Here is a 24,759-nt window from a genome sequence, read left to right as displayed (position 1 = left end):
AATAGTTCTGTAGCCGCCTACTGTTAGCGGGTGAAATGGCAGGAGCCGACAGCTGGAAGATGTACTTCGGTACGAAAACAAACAGGTAACGATGGGATGGTGCAGAAAAGGTGTCATCGAATCTTGTGTTTTATTAATTGTATTTAGTACAATAAATAGTATAATGATATAACCACTATGGCACGTGATTCATTTGTGATCGGAATTGACTTTGGAACGGACTCCGTACGTTCCATGCTGGTAAACGCCGCCAACGGAGAGGAGCTCGCGACGAGCGTGTTTTATTATCCGCGCTGGCGCGACGGCCTGTATTGCGATCCGGCGACGAACCAGTTCCGGCAGCACCCGAAAGATTACATCGAAGGGCTTGAGTATACGGTCCGCGCGTGCCTGGCGCAAGCGGGTGGTAATGCGCCGGCTTATGTCAAAGGCATCAGCATAGACACCACGGGGTCGACACCCGTTGCAGTCGACCGCACCGGCACGCCGCTGGCGCTGACCGCCGGCTTTGAGGAGAATCCGCATGCCATGTTCCTCTTGTGGAAAGACCATACATCCGTCGGTGAGGCCGCCGAGATGAATGCGCATGCGCAGGCATTTGGCGGTAACTATTTACAATACGTCGGCGGCATATACTCGTCGGAATGGTACTGGGCCAAGCTGCTGCGCACCTTGCGTGCAGACACCGCGGTGCGCAAGGCGTGCCATACCTGGGTGGAACACTGTGACTGGGTACCGTTCCTGCTAACAGGCGGTCAACACGCCGACGCTATAAAACGTGGTGTCTGCGCCGCCGGGCACAAAGGCTTGTGGTCCGCCGCGTTCGGCGGTTATCCGCCCGATGACTTTTTTACGTCACTCGACCCGCTGTTGAAAGGATATGTACAGACACTGGGGCGCGATACCTATACTTCCGCACAGGCGGCCGGCCATTTGAGCCCCGCGTGGGTAGCGCGGCTGGGGTTGTCGACGGATGTTGTCGTGGGGATCGGCGCATTCGACTGTCACATGGGCGCGGTGGGCGGCCAGATCGAACCATATTATCTCAGCAAGGTCATGGGTACGTCTACCTGCGATATGATGGTGATTCCCCAACAGGATATGGAGAACAAACTGATCAGCGGTATCTGCGGCCAGGTGGATGGATCCATACTGCCGGGCATGATCGGATTAGAGGCCGGACAGTCGGCCTTTGGCGATGTATATGCCTGGTATAAAAAATTACTGCTGTGGCCGGTGGAAACCTTGCTGGAAAGCTCTTCGCTGGTGCCTCCGGAAATAGCCCGGCAACTAAAGACCGAGCTGGGCGACAAGCTCATTGCCACGCTCGCGGCACAGGCGGGATTGCTTCCGCTGGACGAGCACGACGAACTGGCCGTCGACTGGCTCAACGGCCGGCGTACGCCCGATGCAAATCAACTGCTGACCGGCGGATTGATGGGCTTAAGCCTGGGCAGCGATGCGCCGGCGTTGTTCAAGGCCTGGGTGGAGGCTACATGTTTTGGCGCGAAGGCCATTGCCGACCGTTTTCAATACGAAGGTATACCGGTAAAAGGTATCATCGCCCTGGGGGGCGTGGCGCGCAAGGCGCCGTACGTCATGCAGGTGATGGCCAATGTCATGAACAAATCCATCCGCATCCATCGCTCGGAGCAGACGTGCGCGCTGGGGGCGGCGATGTTTGCCGCGACGGTCGCGGGTATACACCCGTGGGCCGAGGTGGCCATGCAGGCGATGGGGCAGGGGTTCGACCTCACCTTCGAGCCGCAACCGGCGACCGTAGCCTACTATCAATCGCGGTATAAAAAGTATCAGGCCTTTGGCGCGATGATCGAACGGTCGGTTCAACCCGCGCAGGCCGATTCACAACCTGTACAGGGAGCCCTCGCCTAACGTATACCCCATGAAAAAACAATATGATGCGATCCGCGCGGCAGCTTACGATGCCAACATGCAGTTGCCCAAGCTTGGGCTGGTGCTGTTCACCTTTGGGAACGTCAGCGCCGCCGATCACGAACAACGCGTGTTTGCGATCAAGCCCAGCGGCGTGCCCTACGACGAGTTGTCGCCAGCCATGATGGTGATCGTGGACTTCGATGGAAATGTAGTAGACGGTGCGTTGCGACCGTCGTCTGATACAAAGACGCACGCTGTGTTATACAACCATTGGCCCGACGTCGGCGGCATTGTCCATACACATTCTACCTATGCCACCGCCTGGGCGCAGGCGCTGTCAGACATTCCCATCTTCGGCACGACACATGCCGACCACACCACGGCCGACATACCGTGCGCGCCACCCATGGACGACCAGATGATCGCGGGAGATTATGAATATCAAACAGGCTTCCAGATCCTCCATTGCCTGGCGGAGCGCAAGCTGAGCTACCACGACATGGAAATGATCCTGGTAGGAAGTCACGCGCCGTTTACGTGGGGCAAAGATTGTCGCAAAGCTGTCTACAACAGCGCGGTGTTGGAGTCGGTCGCGCAGATGGCCTACCTCACACGCCAGATACACCCCGATGCCGTACGCCTGAAGGAGTCGCTCATTCGCAAACACTACGAGCGTAAACACGGGCCCCATTCCTATTACGGACAATAACAAAACAACGGTAAAGACAAACGACAACAATCATGACGAATCTGAAGACGCTGGAGGTTTGGTTTCTAACGGGAAGCCAGTCTTTATATGGTGAAGAAACATTAAAACAAGTGGCGGCCCACTCCGAGGAGATCGCCCGGACACTGGATGCCGCGCCGGCCATTCCCGTGCGTGTGGTATATAAGCCGGTGCTGAAGACGCCCGAGGAGATATACCAGGTATGCCAGGAGGCCAACCGGCACACGACGTGCATTGGCCTGGTGGCGTGGATGCATACTTTCTCGCCCGCCAAAATGTGGATCGGTGGATTGAAGATCCTGCAGAAGCCTTTGCTTCACCTACACACCCAGTTTAACCGCGACATTCCGTGGTCGGGTATTGACATGGATTTTATGAACCTGAACCAGAGCGCGCACGGCGACCGTGAGTTTGGATTTATCATGTCGCGCATGCGCCTCGAGCGTAAAGTTGTCGTGGGCCACTGGCAGGATGCGTACGTGCACGAGCGCCTCCAGGTGTGGATGCGTGCTGCCGCCGGGTGGCACGATCTGCAGGGCGCGCGGTTCTGCCGCTTTGGCGACAACATGCGCCAGGTGGCCGTGACCGAAGGCGATAAGGTAGAGGCAGAGATCAAATTCGGCTATTCGGTCAACGGCTATGGTATGGGCGACCTCGTACAGGTTATCCGGTCCATATCCGATTCGGCCGTCGCCTCTCTGGTGGACGAATACGAAGGGAGCTATCGGGTGGCAGACACCTTGCGTAAGGGTGGTGCACAGCAGGGTTCGCTGCAAGAAGCCGCCCGGATTGAATTGGGCTTACGGGAATTCCTGACGGCCGGAAACTTCAAGGGTTTTACCGATACGTTCGAAGACCTGCACGGCCTGGTGCAGCTGCCGGGTCTCGCGGTACAACGTATCATGGCCGATGGTTATGGTTTCGGTGCGGAAGGCGACTGGAAGACGGCCGCGCTGGTGCGCGCCATGAAGACCATGGGCAGCGGCCTGCCAGGGGGAAACTCTTTCATGGAAGACTATACCTATCATTTTGATCCCACCAACCCGCTGGTGCTGGGCGCGCACATGCTGGAAATTTGTGCGTCTATAGCTGACGGCAAACCCTCGTGCGAGATTCATCCGCTGGGCATCGGCGGCAAGGCCGACCCGGTACGCCTGGTGTTCAACGCGGCTGCGGGTCCGGCCCTCAATGCATCGGTTATCGACATGGGCAATCGCTTCCGGCTTTTGGTGAACGAGGTGGAGGCAGTCACGCCTGTACAAGATCTGCCCCGGCTGCCTGTAGCCCGGGTGTTATGGAAGCCCTACCCGACAATGCACGAAGGTTGCGCGGCGTGGATCCTGGCCGGCGGTGCGCACCACACCTGCTATAGCCAAAACCTCACAGCCGAGCACCTGCAGGACTTTGCCGACATGGCCGGTATAGAGTATACCCTCATTGGCAAAAATACCGACCTGCGCCAGTTCCGGAACGAGCTGCGCTGGAATGAGCTGTACTACCGGCCTTAACTCCGGGACCAGCACATTTATTTTGACAGACCGGTAATGGAAAATTGTGGTGAAAGTTCGAAGGATAGGGTACCTTCGTGGATATGGACATCCAGAACTATAAACATCACAAGAAGATCCTCGTAGCGGTCGACTGTATCATCTTTGGGTTTGACGGTAGTGCGCTAAAGGCGTTGCTCATCAAACGCGGTTTCGAGCCGGAACGTGGTAAATGGTCGCTGATGGGAGGTTTTGTAGGGGAGGATGAGAATGCCGACAAGGCCGCGCTACGCGTACTCCACCAGCTCACGGGCATGAAGGACGTTTATGTCGAGCAGCTGCATACGTTCACCGATATAAACCGGGATACCGCCGGACGGGTTATCTCGATTGCATACTTTGCTTTGATCAACATTGCCGGGTATAATAAACAGCTGGAGCAGGAGCACGAGTCGCACTGGTTCCCGCTCAACAAAATGCCGGCGTTGATCTTCGACCATAAAAAGATGGTAGAGAAAGCAAAGGGCATGCTGCGGCAGAAGGTAGCGACGCATCCGGTGGGATTCGAGCTGCTGGCAAAGAAGTTTACCCTGCCGCAGCTGCAGAACCTGTACGAAGCGATCTACGAGACGGAGCTCGACAAACGCAACTTTGCCAAGAAGATGCTTTCGCTGGGCATTTTAAAAAAGCTCGATGAAAAGGAACGGGAGTCTTCGAAGAAAGGTGCCTTTTATTATGTGTTTGACACCGTCAAATACCGCAAGTTGGAATCAAACGTGCTGAAGTTTATATAACGCCCGCCGCCGGTATACCCACCCGTCAGCGCCGGCCTGAATGACTAAAATATTTTGCGTTCCTGTTTATATGATTCAGGGACGATTGTTTATATTAAATTGTAATTTGTACAATTAAAACCAGACAAACCCATGTTTTCCTTTCTTCACACATTTACGACAAGACTTGCATGCCTGTTTGTGGCATGCTTCGCGGCAGCCTCTGTTTTTGCGCAGGGCACTGCGAATAGAATCTCGATACAAACAAGCTCTCCGCAAACCACCATCAGCAAACATATCTATGGTCATTTTGCCGAGCACCTGGGGCGGTGTATATATGGCGGTTTTTACGTCGGCGAAAGCAATACGAAAGTTCCGCACGTAAAGGGGATTCGCAAAGATGTCATCGAGGCGCTTAAGCAATTGAATATTCCAAACCTGCGGTGGCCCGGCGGATGCTTTGCCGATACCTATCATTGGAAGGACGGCGTAGGCGCGAAAGACAAACGTCCGAAGATCGTCAACGTATGGTGGGGCGGCGTGACGGAAGACAACAGCTTTGGCACGCACGACTTCCTCGACATGTGCGAGCTGCTGGGCACCGAGCCATACCTGGCCGCCAACGTCGGCAGTGGTACGGTGCAGGAGCTTACGGAGTGGCTGCAGTATGTAAACTTTGGTGGGGTTAGTCCCATGTCGGCATGGCGAAAGGAGAATGGTCGCGAAAACCCCTGGAAGGTAAGCTACTGGGGCGTGGGCAACGAAGCATGGGGCTGTGGCGGCAACATGAAACCCGAGCACTATGCCAATATATACCGCCAGTATGCCACCTTCATGACAGACTGGAGCAACAGCAACAAACTGTTCCGCATCGCCTCCGGCGCGAACGGCGCCGACTATAACTGGACGGAAGTACTCATGCGCGATATCCCACACCACATGCTCGGCGGATTGGCCCTGCACCATTACTCCGTCATAGAATGGAACAGCAAAGGCCCCGCCACGGGTTTCAGCGAAGAGCAATACTTCAAAACGATGAAACAAGCCTGGCGCATGGAAGAGCTGGTGCAGCGACACAGCACGATCATGGACAAATACGATCCTGCGAAACGTGTAGCCCTGGTCGTGGACGAGTGGGGCGGCTGGTATGACGTCGAGCCAGGCACCAACCCTGGCTTCTTATACCAACAAAACACCATGCGCGACGCTATGATCGCCGGCATGACCCTGAACATCTTCAACAACCACGCCGACCGCGTGCGCATGGCCAACCTCGCCCAAACCATCAACGTATTGCAAGCCGTGATACTCACGGACGAAGAAAAGATGATCCTGACGCCCACCTATCATGTCATGGAAATGTACAAAGTGCACCAGGATGCCAAGCTGCTACCGCTTGCACTACAGACGAAAGATTATGCGTTCGGTAATGATAAGCTGCCGGCAGTATCCGCATCGGCTTCCGTCGATGCGCAAGGACGCACGCATATCTCGTTGGTGAACATCGATGCGAAAAATGCGCAGGAGGTTAGTGTTGATTTGTTTGGCGGCACGACATACAAGACGGTGTCGGGACGTGTGTTGACGGCGAAGACGCTAACGGATCATAATACATTTGATAAACCGGAGAATATAAAGCCAGTGGCGTTTAATGCCGCGAAGTTGAAAGGCGGAGCGTTGAATGTGACGGTACCGCCGTTTTCGGTCGTAGTGTTGGAATTGAAATAGTAAACAGAAAAGGAGGCGTTAATGCCTCCTTTTCATTTAAATCTTTCTAAATCTCTTACCGCTCAATAACAACCTTCTCTATCACTACGGCATTTGCTGTCCTTACCCTCACAAAATAGAGTCCTCCCGGCAGGTCATGCGTAATCATCCCCGAGTGCTTCACTTTCGTTTCCAGCACAGACTGTCCCTGTACATTCTGGATCAACACGGCGGCTTCTGAAGTCTCCGGTAATTCGGGCAGCTGCACAAACAACTGATTTCCCTTGGCAGGATTAGGATACACCATCACAGCCGACGATGTAGCTTCTTCATATACCGGTATTTCCGGTGCCGCCGTACGCCCACCGCTGCTGACGGGTATCAATTGCCATTGAGCACTATACCAGCCATCTTGTGCGCCGGCATATTGCGCGGAGCCGGTTTGGCCTTCCACGTGTACGATGCTGCCGGTTTGCCAGCGGTTGCGCAGGCGCGCGTACGTGCCGTCTACGTTGTCTTGCGACCATTGGGCGCTCCACCAGTCGAGTGTCACGGCGGTGCATTGTACGGAGCCGGTCTGGTTTTCGATGTGCATATACTCGCCCGTGCCACGGTTCTTGAGCCAGAAGTAGTTGGCATCGACGGCCACCTTCTGCCATTGGTAGTTGTTGTTGGCGGCCGTGGTGCCATAGCCTACGTTACCGCCGGCATCGTACAAATAGGTGTTTTTCCAGCGGTTTCGGATAGTGTAGTATGTTTCGGTAACGGGCGGTGTGCCCGGGTTTGAATTATACCACGTGTTGTTTTGGTACCAGCCCGTGGTGCTGCGCGTCAGGTCGGCCGTCTGGCTGGTGCCATCGTTGAAGATGAGGTTCGTGGAGGTAACGTTGGTAAACGTATAGCTATACCAGCCGCTGCTGGCGTAGGTCATGCTCACACCCGGCCAGGTGACCGTGGGGATCGATCCGGTGGGCAGCGTGTTCCAATAGTAGAGGCGGATGTTGGTGCCCCAGCTGGCCGGCTTGTAGAAGTATACGGTGAACGACGTAGCCGGTGTCACCGTAATGGCGGCGGTGGCAGTCTTACCGCCGTCTACCGTAGTGGCTGTGATCGTGGCATTGCCGGCCGACACACCAGTGACCAACCCGCTGCTGTTGACCGTCGCGACGGCGGTGTTACCCGATGACCACGTAATGGCCTGGTTCGTGGCATTCGCCGGACTTATTGTTGCCGTAAGCTGTTGGGTAAGCCCTACCTTGAAGCTGGCGCTGGCCGGACTAACGGCCACTGATGCTACGGGTACGTTTGGCACATTGGCATTGGTCAGCACCCGGTATTGAAAGTTTGACAGCGACTGTGTGGCGCCCGCCGTGAGCGTAACGGCAGCACCGGTATACGCATCGACGTAGCTGCCGGCCAGCGCGGCCGGTATAACGAAGCTTGTGCTGTTGTTCCGCAGGTTGGCCATTACGACAACCTTGTCGCTGCCCGATATTTTAGTAAATGCGCAAACGTCGTTGTTAGAATAGTTCGTCAGCGTGCCCCGGCGTATGGCCGTACTGTTGGTGCGGAAGGTCAGGATCTTCGTGAAGTCCGCGGCTGCCGTGGGGTTGGCGCTCCAGTTGATCTTGACGGTGGTGTACGGCCAGGGAATGGCCTGGTTAAAATCGACCTCCTGACCACTGGTCAGAAAAGGAACGCCGCGCATATAGGCCGAGACCAGGAAGTTGACAACAACGCCCGCGTGGTTTTGAAACAGCTGGAACGGAAGGAACCCATCGGTACGGGTTTCCGTGTCGTGGTTCGCGGTATAGCGTACTACTTGTTGGGTGGCGCCGGCATAGGTATATTCAGTATTGGTGACGCTTTGAAACAATGATACCGATCCGCCTTTGGCGACATCTTCCAGGGCATCGTAAAACCATTTGTCGCCGAAGTTCAGGTCAAAGCCGGCCTGGAAATTCTCCAGCCGGTCGCCTTCGGCAAACATCAGCAGCTTGTGTGAGGTGATGCCGCGCAGGTTGTTGATGACGGCCGTCCAGAATGACAGCGGCGCATTGTTGGCAAAGTCGCAACGGTAGCCGTCGATGTTGGCGGCCAGAATCCAGTAACGCATGGCGTCGATCATGGCGGCGCGCAGGGCGGTATTGTTCATGTCGAGCGCGGCGACGTCGGTGAACTCCGCGAGTTGTTGAATGACGCCATTTACCCGTACATACCAGTCGGGGTGTTGGGTGATCCATGGGTGGTCCCACGAGGTTTGGTTGACGACGAAGTCGAGCATCACGGCCATGCCGCGGGCATGCGCACCATCTACGAGGGTACGCAGGTCGGTCAACGAACCATACTCCGAGGCGACGGCCTTAAAGTCTTTTATACAATAGGGCGACTGTGAGCTGCGCGCGTCCGTACCATGCGGATAGATCGGCATAAGGTAAATGACGTTGGTGCCAAGGGCCTTGATCTGATCCAGGCGGCTGATGACACCGGGTAGGTTGCCGGCCGCACTGTAGGGACGAATGTGTACCTGGTACATGTTTACATCGCGGGCATCGGGTACGCCCGAAAACGGGGTGCCATACTGGGGCGGATCCTGGGCGTACAGCGACTGGCTCAGCAGCATCAGGAGTGCCGCCAACCCGCGGACCCATGCCCGAAAGGGTGCATAAAACAGGGGGAAACGTACTTTCATAAAGCGTGGTGTTTAGTTTTATAGAATCTGGAATTAACGTTTGAATGGCCATGTACAAACGTTTGCGTGCGCATAATCAAAGCACGTCCATCACACCGCCGGAATCAATTTGTCGGGGAAAAATCTAGAAATAAGATGCCTGGAAAACGACTAAGACGTTCAGTCAGAGTGCGTTGGTGATGATGCCAATCTAATGGCGATTAAGAAGATGAGCATCGTTCACGGCGGGGTAGCCGGTCAATGCCTGTAGACATTGGGCATTTTGCAGCGCGTCGCCCAGGGTATTGTTGAAGTATACATACACATCCTGGCCGGCCTTCAGGCTGGCGGCGATATAGGCAGCATGCTCGTGAAGCGTGGGAGTGTTATAGCCACCTTTATAGTCTCCCGCGGGGCCGTGAAAGCGCAAGTACACTGCCGGGCCGGGTACGGTGTCGAGGGGAGGCTTCGACCGGGGCATATCGTGCAGCACGATCGAGATACGTAGTCGATGCAATAGCCGGGCGACAGCCTCGTGTTCATACCAGCCGGCATGACGGAACTCGACACACACGCGCCAGGTCGGAATGGTGTTAAGCGTCGTTACATGTTCCAGAATATCCTTTACCCACGCGAAGCTGGTCGTGGTCACACTCGCGGGAAATTGAATCAGCAGACAACCCTTCTTCCCGCCGATACCTTCGGCGATCTCCATAAAGCGCTCGATATGCTCGGGGGTAAATGTAAGGTGACGGGTGTGGGTGATTTCGCGCCACAGCTTGAGGGTAAAGGTAAAATCGTCGGGTACATCGGCGGCCCACTTCGCTAACGTGGACGCCAGCGGCAATTTGTAAAAGGTGCTGTTAACTTCCAGGCTGTTGAACAGGCTGCTATAATAATGTAGCCGGCTGCCCGACCGGTAAGCCTCCGGAAAGGTTACCTTCGGTCCTGGCAATACAATGTTGCTCGTGCCGATATATAGAGTGCCGGGGGTTTTGTGCATACAGGGAAACGCCGAAACAGCGTTTTCAAAAACTGTACCCGACCGGAAACAGTACGGACCGACACCATAAACGGGCAAAATTTACCATTCCTGTATCATTTCGTACTTCGTAAGATAGCCGATCACGGGGCATGTTCCGGTGGAGCACGGTAGCTGGGTAGCCTGCTACACGCATCGCTGCTTCCGATTTCTACAAGCGAGACAAAATATGCGACGGAATGCCCGAAGAAATAGATAAACGGATTCTGTAGAGTAATGGAATTTCATACATGTCCTCGGGAATTCCCCGAATACTAGACAGATTTGCAGCCCAATAGCCTACCATGAGATGTATACTAACGGTTGCCCTCGTAGCATTATGTTGTACGCCGGCCTTCCTACAAGACTTTAACCATTACAAAACGGTCCAGTCACAGGGACCCGTGCCGAAAGACTTCACCGACCGCTCGGCCGCCAAATACGCCCAGGAGCTTACGAACCTGAGCCGCGACAAGGAGGAGACGCGTCGCGAACACCGGGGGCGGAAAAAGTTTTACCTCGAAAGTACCTTTAACCTGGACGAGTTTCTCGGAAGCGGGAACGTTCTGTTTAACGACGAGATCTCGGTGTACACCAGCGGCGTATTACAGGAGGTGTTAAAACCTTACCCTGCCCTACAAAGTAAGTTGCGCGTCTATACGGTAAAGTCGCCCGTGACCAATGCCTTCACTACCAACAACGGTATTATATTCATTAACCTGGGCTTGCTGGCGCGGTTGGAGAACGAAGCGCAGCTGGCGTTTGTACTCGGTCACGAGGCCACTCACTACGAAAAGAAACACGTTATCAATAGCTATGTGAATAACGTCGTGATCGAAGAATCACGTGACTACCGCAAGGTGTCTTCGTCGGATAAAGAGTATGCCAAAAGCTCGTATTCGCGCGAGTTGGAAACGGAAGCCGATCTGGGTGCTATCGACATCTATACCAGGTCGGCATACAGCAAAGACTCCGTCGGGTCTATCTTTGACGTGTTGCGCAACGGCGATCACCCGATCTTCTGGACACGGTTTGACAAACGCACCTTTGAGTCGGGTCGCTATATATTCCCCGACACGCTGGTAGCCAGGTCTGTTAAGAGCACCTATCCGCAGGAAGACGACGATGCACTAAACACACACCCCGACGTGCGCAAACGCAAGCGTGTTGTGGCCCGCAAATTTCGCGACGGCGGCCCGGGCGATCTGTATCGCGTTTCTAAAACAGGCTTTGAAAAGGTGCGCAAGATGGCACGTTTTGAGCTTTGCCGCCTGTACCTGCTCGAACACTTGTACTTTGATGCGTTGGCCCTGGCCACCAGTCTGCAAGAACAGGACCCCACTTCGGTATTCCTGAAAGAAACAGTAGCAAAAGCGTTGTACGGCCTGGCCAAAGCCAAGCTGGCGGAAGACGAATATCAGCGCCAGGAGAACTGGGCCGGCACCGAAGCATACCTGGCCGAATTCTTCAATCGCCAGACGGCCTATGAAACAAGCGTTACCGCTATGCGCGAGCTGAACAAATGTCTGGAGGCAGCGCCCGACAATAAGGAGATAGCGCTGATGCTCAATGATCTTATCCGTTCGTTGGCTGCCGAACAAGAGGACCTGGAAGAAAGCTTCGTGCGTACGGCGAGCGAGAAGGATGTTCCCGAGCTGGAGTATCCCTATACACAATATGCGTTCCTGGATTTCAAAGACAGCGACAAATTCTTTGACCGGTTCGACAACCAGATTGCGATCGTCCGCAAGGAGATTGCCGAAGATAAAAAGATCAGCCGAAAGAAAAAGAAAGTAAAAGTCAAAGAGAAGCCCCTGGAGGTAAACAAAGTGGTGGTAGTAAACCCGATCTATAAAAAGATCGATGCACGCAAAAAACAACGCGTGCGCCACATCGAAGCCGAAGAGGTATTGCTGAATATTGATGAAAAGATTGGCGTAGCCGCAGGCAAACTCGACTTGAGCTCGGAAGTGATTAACCCCAACAACCTGACGTCGGGCAGTATTCGGACGATGCAATCCAACAGTATCCTCAACGACTGGATCGATGAGCAGATGCGTTCGGAAAAATTGCAGGTCAGCTCGATCTACAATGAGATCACCACGCTGGCAGATTCCTATAAGACCGATCACTTTGTGTGGATGGGCGGCGTTACCGTTACCCGCAAACGCCGTGGTAAGATGTGGTTAGTATTGGCCAGCGCGGCAGTGCCGCCCGCGGCGCCGTTGCTGATACCACTGGTGTTTACGCCGAAAGGCCGGAATCTGTATTTCAGCCTGGTGTTCAACGTACGGACACAGGCCCTGGAAGTTGTTGACGTGCGTTCCATGTCGGTGCGCGACAATGCCAACATCCTCCAGTCCAACATCTATTACACACTCCTGAAACTTAAAAAAACCAAAGTAAAAGTATGAGGCTCGGTTGTCTGATCTTATTTCTCCTGGGCGCGCTCACCAGCCAGGCCCAGGTTCCCGGCTTCGTGGGCAAACGCTTTACGATATTCCTCGATGCCAACCCGTCACCTGCAGTATTTGCGCAGAATCCGAGCAACAAATTGCTTGTCGATCTGGGCGAAACCGTAAACCTGGCGACCACGAATCAGTTTGCCTTCAATACCCGTCCGCAGGTAACGGCCGAATACCAGTTTTTTAAACGTCACAGCATCGGTATTTCCTATAGCAGGATCGCCTTTGGCACGACACGGGGATACTACAAATCGGCACCGGTAGAAGGGCAAGAGTACGCCTATGAATTAGATTCGGATGTCGTTAGAGGGGATGCGATAGGACTTCACATGAAGTTTTACTACAGCACCACCGTAGCGCCTATAGGCTACTATCAGACACTGTCGGTGTACTATAGTCGTGTCAATACCTTCGATGATAAAAAGTCCAGCACCAAACAATTTCGCGACGACTTTAAATATCCCACGGTGACCATGCAACTGGGCCGTCAGAGCATGCCGTTGAAAAATCTGCTGGTGCGCGCCGGCTTCGAGTTTGGCTGGACCTTTGTTCCGAGCAACTTTTTGACCGAGGACAACAGTGGAGAATGGAATGCCGAGGAGTTCTCGGGCTACAAAGTACATGGCGGACTCTGGGGATACTATTTCTTTAACCTCACCCTCGGTGTAGGATACGTTTTGTTTTAATTCTATATGCGCAAAATTTTACACTACATCTTGTTGGCGCTTGCCACCGGCGCCTGTATCACTGCGGAACAGGACAATCCGTTCATCGGTCCCACGTGCTATGATCGCATCCGTAACCAGGATGAAACAGCGATCGACTGCGGCGGCCATTGTTCTGAGTGTGGGGATTCCGAGCCGGAGCTGCCTGCGGACGAGCCGCCTTGTAAGGCCACGTTACAGGATAACACGCTCGTGATTGACGGACGGAAAGTGGTGGCCGCCATGCGCGATTATTCCTGCGACATAAGCACGGCAGGCTATACCATTGCCATTCTGATCGATGGCATCGATAGCTTTGTTCTCCATCTCGGGGGCTCGGGCAAACCGACCAAAAGCGATACATACTCGCTGGTACAAACTATTTATTCTGTTCCGTCGGGGAGCGCGTGCATTTACTATGAGGAAGATGGCTATGATGGGGCCTTCACCAACTACGGTGACGAGGTATACGTCACGGTTACAAAAGATAAGAAGATCACGGTCGAGTTCTGTGACATCGAACTTGTCTACGGCTACGGAGGATACTTCCGCACCGTGTCGGGACGTATCAGCGGATGCGGTCAGTGATAGCGTATAGGATCTAACGCGTGGGCGAATGGCTTCTACTGAAGCCGTTCCATCACCGCTACCTTGATCAGGCACCAGAGTCCCACCACCAGCGGAACACTCAGCGTTAACCAGGAGGCCACGTGCCAGAACTCTGTTCCAAGCAGTGCAGCCAGCAAACCAAACAATGTCAGTGCTCCCAACAGCATGGGAATTTTCCAGATATGTAAAAAAGTAGAACGCATGGGGGCGATGATTAAGAGATAGAGGCCATTTCATCGGCTACGGCTTCTCGTCGCGTAAGCTGTTCGCCCAGGGCTTTACGACGGGCAAACCACAAGTATAGACCGCTGCCCAATACAACCAGCGTGATGATGTCGAACACCGTCCAGATGAGTTTGAGCGGTAAGCCGCCATAGTCGCCGAAGTGCAGCGGCTGTGATACAAACAATGTGTTGACAAACCAGGGCATGTCGCGCATGTCGGTCAGCTTGCCCGTCTGCGCATCGATCAGCGCCGGCTTGATCAGGCGCGACGTCAAGGGCGTATTGCCACGCATAAAAACTGCATAGTGGTGCTGGCTGGTAAACATAGTACCCGGAAAAGCTACAATCGAAACATTCATCCCGGGAGCTGCTTCACGTGATACGGCAATGGCGTCATCAAACGAGCTGAGCGGACCCGCGATGGGCGCTGCGTTTTTATAGGGGGCCGTCATCTCGGCTAACTGGCCCATTTGCCACAGCGCCAGTACCGGCTCCGATAACGTATTGATAACACCCGTAATGCCTACCACCAACGCCCAGACCACTGTTACTACGCCCAACAGGTTGTGCAGGTCGAGCCACTTCAGCCGGCGCGACTTTTCGGTACGTACCATACCAAAGTCGTACTTACGCATAATAGGCCCATATAATAGTAGCCCAGAAACAATAGAGAACACAAACAATAGTCCCATCAGCCCGAGGAACAGCTTACCGCCAATACCGGCAAACATGTCTACGTGTAGCTTGTATACAATGTACATAAAGCCCTCGTCAAAGCGGGGTTGGTCCAGCACCTGGGCGGTGCGCTCGTCGAGCGTGACGAAGTATGCCACATCGGGCGGCGCATCGATAGAATCCGCCAGGCTCATGGTCACAATATTGGGATGCTCTTCAGCCCAAAAGACATATCGCACCACGTCGTTCGGGCGTTGCGCCTGCCCGGCTGCGAGGATCTTGTCAAGATTCATCTTGGGTGTGTCGGCAGGCATGGCCGGCGCTTCTGGCTCCTTGCCCAGGAGGTGATCGATCTCTTCGTGAAAGATCAACGGCAGCCCCGTGAGGCAAAGCATAAACAGAAAGAGCGTGCAGATCAGGCTCGTCCACTTGTGGATCGAAAACCAGACACGAACCGCGGTATTTGACAGACGCATACACTATCTAGATAAGAAATAAAAATAGGGCGAGGCCCTGATGTGCTATGACTGGGACCTCGCCATGTAACACCGGGAACTAAGTTAATTTTGCAGTTTCACAAAGCCCCAGGTAAAACCGTCGTGGTCTATGTTGAACGCTTGCGTAGCGCTGGCGCCGTTATCATCAAGCGTATAATAACCTTCCACGCCTTCGTCGTGATTGTGTACCCAGAAATAAATGCGACCGTCTATTTCGGTAATAGCTTGCTCATTCGCCCACACATAGTGGTGTTGCGGCATACCGGTGATCTTGGTAGCCTCGCCTGTGGCGATGTCGATGGCATAGTAGTCAAAGACAAGGGCTTCGAAATTACTGAAGTCATTCTGCAGCGAAGTAGAGGGTAGCTCGATATAGAGTTTGCCATTGCGTACAAGGCCAATAGCGATGGATGAGTTTACATCGTAGTCGGTCACATGAACAATCCAGTCTTTATCCACTTCGGTAGCACCTTGCTTAATGCGGATAACCGCTGACTTCGAGAAGTCGCCGGCCAGACCGGGGCTATAGATATACAAAGATCCGTCGTCGCCAAGTGTCCACATCTTATTCGCCGAGGAGCCCCAGCCGATGGAGTTTACACCGTCATAGGTAATAACCTTATCCAGGTTGTTGTCGGCGATGTTGATAACGGCCAGCTCAATGTGATCAATCTGGTCATCACCATAACCCTGGCCCTGTGTTGTGCCGTAGGTGATGCTGGCATACAGCTTGCCTTCCTTGGCGGCCAGAATATGTTTACCAATTGCCTGGTATTCAGCAATCTCTTGGTTGCGCAGATCGGCGAAGTCGAGCTCACCGGTGCGTTGCATGGTTGTAGGGTTGAAGAGCTGCAACTTCATGGTGCCTCGAATCTCGTCCTGGTAATAACCATGCGTATCATCTATGATCAGGAACTGTGCGGCGTTGGCAATAAAGCCGTCTTCCTGAATGCTGCCGTCGGTGGCAATGGAATATCGCTGCAGGCCAGCTGCGCCGGTCGAGCTTGTTCGGGTAAAGAGCCAATTCTTATAGGCGCGGAAGCCGAAGGAAGCACTAACGCTCTTCGATTGGCTGGATACGCTCGAAACGGTACCCGAAGGCAGATCTTTAAAAGAGGTGATATAGCCGGCATCGAATTTTTCAATTGCCGTCAGCAGTACATATTGGCCGCCACCGTCCGATGCATCATCGTCGCTACACGCAGTGAACAACAACACCGCAGCCAGGAAGCCTGCGCTTAGCCTAAGAAAAGATTTAGTCATATACAGTAAAATTTAATAGTTCGCTTATAAGAATATATAGGTTAGTTTCAGGTGCAGGCTACGCCCGGCGTTCTGTATCCGAAAGTTGTCGTAGATACCGGCATCCAGGAGATTTCGCACCTGCGCACTCACCGATAGCTTTTTCACGGGGAAGTAGGAGAGGCCTGCCGTGTGCACACTTTGATCGGGAATGATGTTGTCGGTATCAAACTTCGCCTTGCCCCACAGTCCAAGCAAGCCGTCGGGCTCGCGGTCCTTCGGTACATAGTCCAGGTAATACTCTCGCACAAAACTGAAATACCAGAATCCCTGCAACTTGTCTCCCGAACGAAATACGTTGGTATGGGCTGTTGTCAGACCCAGGTTGGCAAAGAAGAAGGGAGTATTGCGCAGGCGTGCATCTTCCGTCAGTTTGTTGTTGGTGTCAAACATGCGGAAGTCCTGGTAGGTGAAATTGCCGTTGGCCTTCAGCCAGGGCAGGATGGATACGGTAGCGTCGGCCTCAAAGCCCAGGCCGCGTACATCGTTGACGTTCTCGAACCGGTTCAACAGCAGGTTATACGGCACGTTTAGAATGAGGTCGTGGGTGATGCGATAGAAGGAGTTAATCTCGAGCGTATAACGCTTGCTGTTTTGATATCGGTAGCCCAGGTTGACGTTGGTACTGCGCTCGGGCTTCAGGGCAAAGTTTGAAACACGCAGGTTGCCGTCGCCAAAGAGCTCGCCTTGCTCGGGTAGCCGTGTCGATACTTCGCCGGAAAAACGTATAAACGAATTGCCACGGAAGGTATACCGGATGGCCTCGGCAACACCCCACCGCTCGCGTGTGAGCGAACGGTTTATTTCGTCGCCTTCATAGTCGGCGTCCATGGCACGCGTTTCATAGCGGTAAAATTTGCCGGAGAGCTCGTTTGTCATACGGCCGTCAAGAAAACGCGACTCCCACCCTGCGGCAGCCACCAGCTTGTCATACTCTGCCGGCACAGAGAGTATGTCGCGACCGGATGCGGCAAAGGTTAATCCCAGTGGATCTTTGCCTACGCGGCCCAATGTGGTGTAGACAACATTCAATTCTACACGGTGCCGATCATGGATACGGTATGACAGGTTTGTGCGCGAGGTGAAGTACGAGAACTCGGTATCGGCCAGTGAGCCTTGCGGTGTCATTTCTCCCCGGCGTGCGGGATTGGGTTTAAATGTCCCATACCAGGTATAGGTGCCGCGCACGGTGTCGACCTGCTCGGTATGGATGGTATTATTTACCAGAAACTGGTCCAGTTGCAGCCGTTTGTTCAGGAAGCTTTTCTTGTAGCGGAGCGTCGGGATCACCGAATACTGCCGACTGGTGGAAGCGCCGAAGGCCTGATCCATTGTGGCGCCATATTGATTGTCGCGGTGGATCCAGAAACCGGTAAGGCTTAGCCGGAGCTCATCTGCCCACCGGGTACCGATCACGCCTCCGTAGAGCTCGCCATAGTAATGCTTAAAGGTGTTGTGAAACAGCTTGATCTTTTCCTTGTGCTGAGTAGAAGTCTCCTCATCGGTCACATCTACCGTTACATCGTAGTTGTTGTCTGAATAGTTGACAAACATGTCGGCACCAACAAAGAGTTTGCGGGTCGTGTCCTGGTAATACAGGTTGGCGGAGGCACGGTGCGTATTGAACGAGCCAATCTCGTACGAAGACTCTGCGTATTTGTCGTACGAGCGTTTGGAGACCATGTTGACAGCACCGCCCAGCGCATCGGCGCCCAGCCGCACCGGTAGCACGCCTTTGTATATTTCAAGCCGCTCCAGCATATTCACCGGCACCAGGGCGAAGTTGTAGCCCGCGCCCAGGTAGTCCATGGGAATATCGTCGCGAAAGTATTTGATGGCCTGGCCCTGAAACCCGTTCAGCATGAGGTTGGCATTTGAGCCCAGCCCCCCCGTTTGCCGCACCCGTACACCCGATGCCCGGTTCATGAGGTCCGTCATGGTAGTAGGCTGCATGGCAAAAGCCCGGGTATTGATAACTTCGGCCTTGATAGGCTGTTCCTTCGCCAACTGTGTGTCTGTCTTGCCGACGACTTCGACTTCCGACAGCTCGCTTGTACTTTCTTCCAATACGATAGAGACATGTACAGTCCGGCTGCTCACCGCAACGGTTTGCTTTGCATCCTGATGGCCAATGTATCGTACCGTGAGCGTGTAAGATCCGGCAGGGATAGCTGTTAGCCGGAATTCCCCCTGCGCGTCGGTCAGCGTAAACTTGTTTAACGCGGCAATTCCCACAGTCGCACCCACCAGGGCCTCCCGGTTTGAATTTTTGATAGAGCCCTCTATACTAGTAGGCGAGCGCTGCTGAGCAGACGACTGTGTCAACGACAGGAATACGGAAACGCTCAAAATGAGCAGAAAAAGGCACTTGCAGGCGGGCATTTTAAGGCAAGGCATGAATTAACTACCTTTGTTTAGACTGAATAAAAATAGGGCGCCCAAAAGTGGGCTGAATTTAAGGAGGGTGGATAACGCGAAAGGCAGAATGAATACCGCAAAACACATTATCTGGTGAAACTCAGGTTCTCGTCCAACGACATGCAGGAGCTGAACTTCGTGCGCGAATATGCGGAGGGGTTCGGCGTGGATACCAGCATCGGCATGAAGGAGATCAAGTCGTCTTTCGCGTATAAAGGCGTTGAATCGAATAGCCACCGCATCTATCTGCCCGGCGTGATCGTCTCCATGTTCGAGGGCATCCGCTCCACGGGGTATGAGTACGGCCTGGAGAGCGACTTTCCTTATATGCAGATGCACTTCGAGATCTCGACCAATGGCTGTGAGTACTTTCCTAAAGCCGGGACCGAGCCCGAAACGCTCATCTATACCGGGCAACATGCCTTACTATTCTACCCCGCGCTCAAAGGCCAGCTGAAATACCTGCCGATGGCCAACGCCTTTAGTGTCGAGATCGAGCTGACGATCGACTTTCTGCGCCGCATCTTTAACAACGACCTGGGCGTACTGCGGACCTTTGGTGAAAGTATTGAGAAGCTGCAACCGTCCATCATGGGCAACCGCAGCCATCCCATTACTCCGCGCATGAAGGAGGTGATCTTTGAGATCCGCCGTTGCGCCTATACCGGCTCACTCAAAAAGATTTTTGTCGAAGCCAAGGTCATCGAGCTGCTCACCCTCCAGATCGATCAGATCAACACGGGCCTGGACAATCCTGTTACGTCGCTCAAGCGCGAAGACATCGACAAGCTGCACGAGGTGCGCGACCGGATCTTGCAAAACCTGGTCACACCGTACTCCATTGAGCAGTTGTCGCGTATGGCAGGCCTCAACCGCACCAAATTGCAGGAAGGCTTTAAAGAAGTTTTTGGCACCACGGTGTTTGCCTATATCACTCAGGCGCGCATGGAGCAGGCCAAGGACATGATCGTGGATGGTAAATATGCCTCCATTGCTGAAGTAGCTTCCCGCATTGGCTATAAGAACCCGCAGCATTTTACAGCGGCGTTCAAACGCACCTTCGGGTATTTGCCAAAAGACTTAAAAATGTAAACGAAAGGTTGTGTGGTATATCGCTTTTCCAGCATATAGATTCTACCTTGGCGACATGCTTCGTCGCATTGTATACCTTCTATTGTTTTGCCTGCCGCTCTGTACGCTGGCGCAGCTTCCGAAAAATGCCATTACAGCGGTGGCCATCAACCACGTGCCCGTGGCGGTGACCGATTTGGCCGCCGTAAAAAAGGTCTTTTCTTCGCTGGGATTTACGATCAAAGAAGGTCGTGTACACGCCGGGATCACCAACTGCTTTGTGAAATTCTCGGATGGCACGTACCTGGAGTTTGTTCAGCCGTTGGATTCCACCCAGGAGATCGGCCGCTTTTACCATGACTTTCTCAAAACGCGTCTGGGCGCCTCGGAGCTGGCGATAGAGGTGGAGTCGGCCGACAGCGTGGCGCAGTACCTGCAGCGCAGGCGGATTCTCTTTGCCCGGGACCATAACCGCGTCTGGAAAAATGTCACGCCCACACAGCCGGGCGCCGGCATCTTTTATACCGAATACGCCGACAAAAACTGGCGTGACAAACCCGAATATACCACCCACATCAACAACGCCACCGGGCTTGGGCCGGTCTACTACCTGGCGACCGACCTAAACAACGCCACAAAGCATTTTAAAGACCTCGGCTTTATGGACGCAGGCCCCACGACGTCGCTGCAGGCACCTGCCCGGGCCATGACCATTGGCCGCAGCCGGCTGCTGATTCTCGACGCGTCCGAGCCGGGCCGTATGGCCGACGCCTTTAGCAGCCGCGGATACACCGGCATTTGTGGCATCTCCATCGCCGTATCATCATTGGACGTGTTGGAAAAAAGACTTCGCACCCTTTCGAAACGCGGCATGCTCACGTTGCGCAAAGACGACAAGCTTTATGCGTTGCTACAACCCTACGCGCTCTTCCTCGAATTTTCCATGCCGGCGGGAACGCAGCAGGCACATCAGTAGCCGGTATATTGAATAACATCCGGGCATGGAATTTTTGCCATCGGGTGTATGACCCTCACACGCTACAAACAGAAAAGAACCTTCGACACAACACCCGAGCCGGCCGGCGGCAAGGCCGCGGGTGCGCGACTGCGGTTTGTCGTGCAAAAGCACCAGGCCTCACACCTGCACTATGACTTCCGCCTCGAAATGGACGGCGTACTAAAAAGCTGGGCCGTGCCGAAAGGCCCTAGCATGAGCACAGCCGTCAAGCGGTTGGCCATGATGGTAGAAGATCATCCCTATGACTATCGCAGCTTTGAAGGGACCATCCCCGAGGGCAACTACGGCGCGGGTACGGTGATCGTGTGGGATGAAGGCTACTATAAACCTGCCGAAGGCACCTTCAAAACGAAAGCCGACGCAGATAAAGCGCTTCGCCACCAACTATACAGCGGCAAGCTGAAGTTCGTACTGCAAGGCAAAAAGCTCAAAGGAGAATTTGCGCTGGTAAAGGCAAAAGGCAAAAGCGATAATGCCTGGCTGCTGATGAAGCTCGCCGACGACCATGCAACACACGACGATATACTGGAGCACGATAAATCTGTAGCCTCCGGTAAAACGGTAGAAGAGGTCGCTGCAGGCAAACCCGTAAAAAAGAAGACTGCTACCGCAAAGAAAGCACCCTCCGCAAAGAAGAAAACCCTCGAGAAAGTAACGCGGGCAACACATCCTAAAAAAGTAAAACGCCCGACTCCTGGCGCCGGTAAAAAAAAAGCCGCATCAGTTGAGCGCTTGATCAAGAGCGCCCCGAAGGCGGCGTTTGACGAGCGGCTTAAGCCGATGCTCGCAACACTTGTCGACAAACCGTTCGATGAACCGGGATGGCTCTATGAAATTAAATGGGATGGCTATCGCGCGTTGGCCTGCATGAACAAAGGTGAGGTAATGCTCAAGTCACGCAACGACAAATCCTTTAACGATAAGTTTTATCCTGTCCACCGGGCGTTACTCGATTGGAATGTCAATGCCGTTGTCGATGGTGAGATCATCGTGTTAAAAGAAAGCGGGGTCTCCGACTTTGGCGAGTTGCAGAACTGGCGAAGCGAAGCCGACGGCGATCTCATGTACTATGTATTTGATATACTCTGGCTGGACGGCCGCAACCTGTGTAGTCTGCCGCTGTCCGAGCGACGGGAGATCCTAAAAAATATCGTCCCGCAGGAGGGGATTATTCGCCTCAGCGATGCTTTTGATGCAACCGGCACGGAGTTCTTTCAGGCGGCGCAGTCCATGAACCTGGAAGGTATTATTGCAAAAAAAGCCGATAGTGAATATATGTCCGGCGAACGCACAACCCAGTGGTTGAAGATCAAAGCCAACAAACGCCAGGAGATGGTTATCGGCGGCTTCACCAACAATGAAGGTTCCAGCAAGCCTTTCTCTTCTTTATTGGTCGGCGTATGGCAAGGGAAGGAGTTGGTTTATACGGGTAAGGTTGGCACGGGCTTTAACCAAAAGCAGCAACGTGAAATGCTGGCGCAATTCAAATCACTGATCATTAACAGCGCACCGTTTGCCAAAGAGCCCGACTATAACAAACCCTCACGTTTTAATCCCCGTCCGGCAAAGGCTACGGCCACATGGCTCAAGCCCGTGCTGGTATGCGAGGTGAGCTTTGCCGAGATGACGACCGAGGGCGTTATGCGTCATCCCTCGTTTGAAGGTATGCGTGTTGATAAAAAGGCGGATGAGGTTGTGCGAGAAAAGCCTCAGTCTGCAAAAAAGGCTGTAAAACAAGCAGCCGAAGAAGAAAACAAAATTCTGGTTAAACCTGCCCGAAAACGCGAGCGCAATACTTTACTGAATCCAAAAGATGAGACACAGGTCCGCGAAGTGGCCGGTCATTCGCTGAAGTTTAGCAACCTGAGCAAGGTATATTGGCCGGACGACGGTGTGACAAAACGCGACATGCTCAATTATTACTACCAGGTAGCACCGTTCATCCTGCCGTACCTAAAGGACAGGCCGCAATCCCTTAACCGTTTCCCCAACGGCATCCGCGGCAAAAGCTTTTACCAAAAGGACGTTACGGGCAAAGTGCCGGACTGGGTAGCGACCTACCGGTACCACAGCAGTGACGAACTGGACGTTGACAAACACTTTCTTGTTCCCAAAAGTGAGGCCGATATATTGCTCATGGCGTCCCTGGGGTGTATTGAGCTTAACCCGTGGAGTAGTCGCATAGATAAACCCGACCATCCGGACTGGTGTATCATTGACCTCGACCCGGGGCCGACCAATACCTTTAAACAGGTTATCGAAGCTGCCCTCGTTACCCGGCAGGTGCTCGAGAGTGTAGACATACCATCGTATTGTAAGACGAGCGGCTCTACCGGCCTGCACATTTATATTCCGCTCGGCGCAAAATACACATACGAGCAGTCGAAGGAATTTGCCCGCGTGATCGTCACCCATGTACACCACGAGATACCGAAATACACCAGCATCGAGCGTCTGGTGGGGAACCGGGGAGGTAAGATGTACCTCGACTTTTTACAGAACCGTCCGAAGGCTACGCTCGCGGCGCCCTATTCCTTGCGTCCCAAGCCGGGCGCCACGGTCTCGATGCCGTTGACATGGGACGAAGTGACACCGAATCTCCAGATGAAAGACTTCACCATCCACAATGCTGTTCAGCGGTTGCGTGAGGTGGGCGATTTATTTAAACCGGTAGTAGGAAAAGGTATACAGCTAAGCGCTGTGAAAAGCATATAGTGGATGCGTATTTCCCTGGGGTGAAAACTTCCCATTTAAAAAATAACATTCCTCCGGAAATTCCCGGAATGCTGGGGAAGCTATACAAGTGAATGAGTAATACATGCCCCCGGTGTTTCGGTTGTGACACACACTTTTAACGTTTTCAAGCGGCATTATTTTTTCGCTACTCCTTGCAAACAACCCAATAAACAAAAAACCGTATGGCAAAGACAGCAAAAAAATCAGCCGGATCTACCCGGGCAAACGCATCCGTTGCAACTGAGAGTGACCCGAAATCAGCACTGCTCGTACTCTTTAAAGACAGCATCAAAGACATTTACTGGGCGGAAAAGCACTTGACTAAGGCATTGCCGAAAATGAGAAAGGCGGCCACTTCTCCCGAGCTGCAAGAGGCCTTTGAGACCCACTTGGAGCAGACACAGGAACATGTAGCACGTCTGGAACAAGTGTTTGAGCTGCTGGAAACCAAAGCACAAGCTAAGAAGTGCGATGCGATGGAAGGCTTGGTACAAGAAGCCGAAAGCATTATCGAAGACACTGAAAAAGGTACTGCAACGCGTGACGTCGGTCTGATCCTCGCTGCGCAGAAAGTAGAGCACTATGAAATTGCCACATATGGTGGTCTGGCACAACTGGCCCGTACCCTCGGCCACGACGAAATTGCTGACATTCTCGCAGAGACACTGGAAGAAGAAAAAGAAACGGATGAACTGTTGACAGGAATTGCGGAGAACGATATCAATTACGAGGCAGCACAAGAGGACGAAGAATAGCCT

General features: G+C 53.5%; 18 protein-coding genes. 12 read left to right on the top strand and 6 right to left on the bottom strand.

What is annotated here, in order from left to right; all coding sequences use genetic code 11:
- The first annotated feature begins 177 nt into the window (after window positions 1-177).
- The 5 genes from KK062_RS24680 (at window position 178) to KK062_RS24660 (ending at window position 6,611) form a co-directional block, all read left to right on the top strand.
- Complete coding sequence (locus KK062_RS24680; RefSeq protein ID WP_254087044.1) at window positions 178-1,893, top strand: ribulokinase; 1,716 nt, start codon at window positions 178-180, stop codon at window positions 1,891-1,893.
- A 10-nt stretch (window positions 1,894-1,903) separates the two neighbouring features.
- Entirely contained in the window at window positions 1,904-2,605 is a 702-nt protein-coding gene (gene araD, locus KK062_RS24675) for an L-ribulose-5-phosphate 4-epimerase AraD (protein WP_254087043.1), read from the top strand.
- A 32-nt stretch (window positions 2,606-2,637) separates the two neighbouring features.
- Window positions 2,638-4,131 (top strand): L-arabinose isomerase, encoded by a 1,494-nt coding sequence (araA, locus tag KK062_RS24670; protein WP_254087042.1) that lies wholly within the window; start codon window positions 2,638-2,640, stop codon window positions 4,129-4,131.
- Between the two features lie 83 nt (window positions 4,132-4,214).
- Window positions 4,215-4,904 (top strand): NUDIX hydrolase, encoded by a 690-nt coding sequence (locus KK062_RS24665; RefSeq protein WP_254087041.1) that lies wholly within the window; start codon window positions 4,215-4,217, stop codon window positions 4,902-4,904.
- A gap of 132 nt (window positions 4,905-5,036) precedes the next feature.
- Window positions 5,037-6,611, top strand: a complete 1,575-nt coding sequence (locus tag KK062_RS24660; RefSeq protein ID WP_254087040.1) for an alpha-N-arabinofuranosidase — start codon at window positions 5,037-5,039, stop codon at window positions 6,609-6,611.
- Between the two features lie 55 nt (window positions 6,612-6,666).
- Here the strand turns inward: KK062_RS24660 and KK062_RS24655 are convergent, their stop codons facing one another.
- Both KK062_RS24655 and KK062_RS24650 read right to left on the bottom strand, forming a co-directional pair.
- A complete protein-coding gene (locus tag KK062_RS24655) occupies window positions 6,667-9,282 on the bottom strand; it encodes an alpha-amylase family glycosyl hydrolase (protein ID WP_254087039.1) in 2,616 nt (871 codons plus the stop codon).
- A 190-nt stretch (window positions 9,283-9,472) separates the two neighbouring features.
- Window positions 9,473-10,264: a DUF72 domain-containing protein gene (locus KK062_RS24650; RefSeq protein WP_254087038.1), complete on the bottom strand. Its 792-nt coding sequence runs from the start codon at window positions 10,262-10,264 to the stop codon at window positions 9,473-9,475.
- A 323-nt stretch (window positions 10,265-10,587) separates the two neighbouring features.
- Between KK062_RS24650 and KK062_RS24645 the strand changes: the two genes are divergently transcribed.
- From KK062_RS24645 to KK062_RS24635, 3 genes are read left to right on the top strand one after another with little or no spacing between them, the layout of a single operon-like run.
- Window positions 10,588-12,696 (top strand): M48 family metallopeptidase, encoded by a 2,109-nt coding sequence (locus tag KK062_RS24645; protein WP_254087037.1) that lies wholly within the window; start codon window positions 10,588-10,590, stop codon window positions 12,694-12,696.
- Entirely contained in the window at window positions 12,693-13,433 is a 741-nt protein-coding gene (locus KK062_RS24640; RefSeq protein ID WP_254087036.1) for a hypothetical protein, read from the top strand. Before KK062_RS24645 ends, KK062_RS24640 begins: the two co-directional genes overlap by 4 nt.
- A gap of 6 nt (window positions 13,434-13,439) precedes the next feature.
- Window positions 13,440-14,039 (top strand): hypothetical protein, encoded by a 600-nt coding sequence (locus tag KK062_RS24635; RefSeq protein ID WP_254087035.1) that lies wholly within the window; start codon window positions 13,440-13,442, stop codon window positions 14,037-14,039.
- A gap of 35 nt (window positions 14,040-14,074) precedes the next feature.
- Here KK062_RS24635 and KK062_RS24630 read toward each other — a convergent pair whose 3' ends face one another.
- The 4 genes from KK062_RS24630 to KK062_RS24615 form a co-directional block, all read right to left on the bottom strand.
- Window positions 14,075-14,263, bottom strand: a complete 189-nt coding sequence (locus KK062_RS24630; RefSeq protein ID WP_254087034.1) for a hypothetical protein — start codon at window positions 14,261-14,263, stop codon at window positions 14,075-14,077.
- A gap of 11 nt (window positions 14,264-14,274) precedes the next feature.
- On the bottom strand, window positions 14,275-15,435 hold the full coding sequence (locus tag KK062_RS24625; RefSeq protein WP_254087033.1) for a PepSY-associated TM helix domain-containing protein: 1,161 nt from the start codon (window positions 15,433-15,435) through the stop codon (window positions 14,275-14,277).
- 84 nt (window positions 15,436-15,519) lie between these two features.
- A complete protein-coding gene (locus KK062_RS24620; RefSeq protein WP_254087032.1) occupies window positions 15,520-16,719 on the bottom strand; it encodes a DUF4374 domain-containing protein in 1,200 nt (399 codons plus the stop codon).
- 24 nt (window positions 16,720-16,743) lie between these two features.
- Complete coding sequence (locus KK062_RS24615) at window positions 16,744-19,155, bottom strand: TonB-dependent receptor (protein ID WP_254087031.1); 2,412 nt, start codon at window positions 19,153-19,155, stop codon at window positions 16,744-16,746.
- Window positions 19,156-19,269: 114 nt separating this feature from the next.
- Here KK062_RS24615 and KK062_RS31000 point away from each other — a divergent pair, with 114 nt between their 5' ends.
- From KK062_RS31000 to KK062_RS24595, 4 genes are all read left to right on the top strand, one after another.
- A complete protein-coding gene (locus KK062_RS31000; RefSeq protein WP_254087030.1) occupies window positions 19,270-20,268 on the top strand; it encodes a helix-turn-helix domain-containing protein in 999 nt (332 codons plus the stop codon).
- Window positions 20,269-20,323: 55 nt separating this feature from the next.
- Window positions 20,324-21,223, top strand: a complete 900-nt coding sequence (locus KK062_RS24605) for a VOC family protein (protein WP_254087029.1) — start codon at window positions 20,324-20,326, stop codon at window positions 21,221-21,223.
- A 48-nt stretch (window positions 21,224-21,271) separates the two neighbouring features.
- A complete protein-coding gene (gene ligD, locus KK062_RS24600; protein ID WP_254087028.1) occupies window positions 21,272-23,980 on the top strand; it encodes a DNA ligase D in 2,709 nt (902 codons plus the stop codon).
- A gap of 203 nt (window positions 23,981-24,183) precedes the next feature.
- Complete coding sequence (locus KK062_RS24595) at window positions 24,184-24,756, top strand: YciE/YciF ferroxidase family protein (RefSeq protein WP_254087027.1); 573 nt, start codon at window positions 24,184-24,186, stop codon at window positions 24,754-24,756.
- Window positions 24,757-24,759: the final 3 nt, after the last annotated feature.

Origin of the sequence: Dawidia cretensis (genome assembly GCF_018598175.1) — a bacterium.
Classification (GTDB): Bacteria; Bacteroidota; Bacteroidia; order Cytophagales; family Cyclobacteriaceae; genus Ohtaekwangia; species Ohtaekwangia cretensis.
This window is presented reverse-complemented; position numbering and strand designations above follow the sequence as displayed.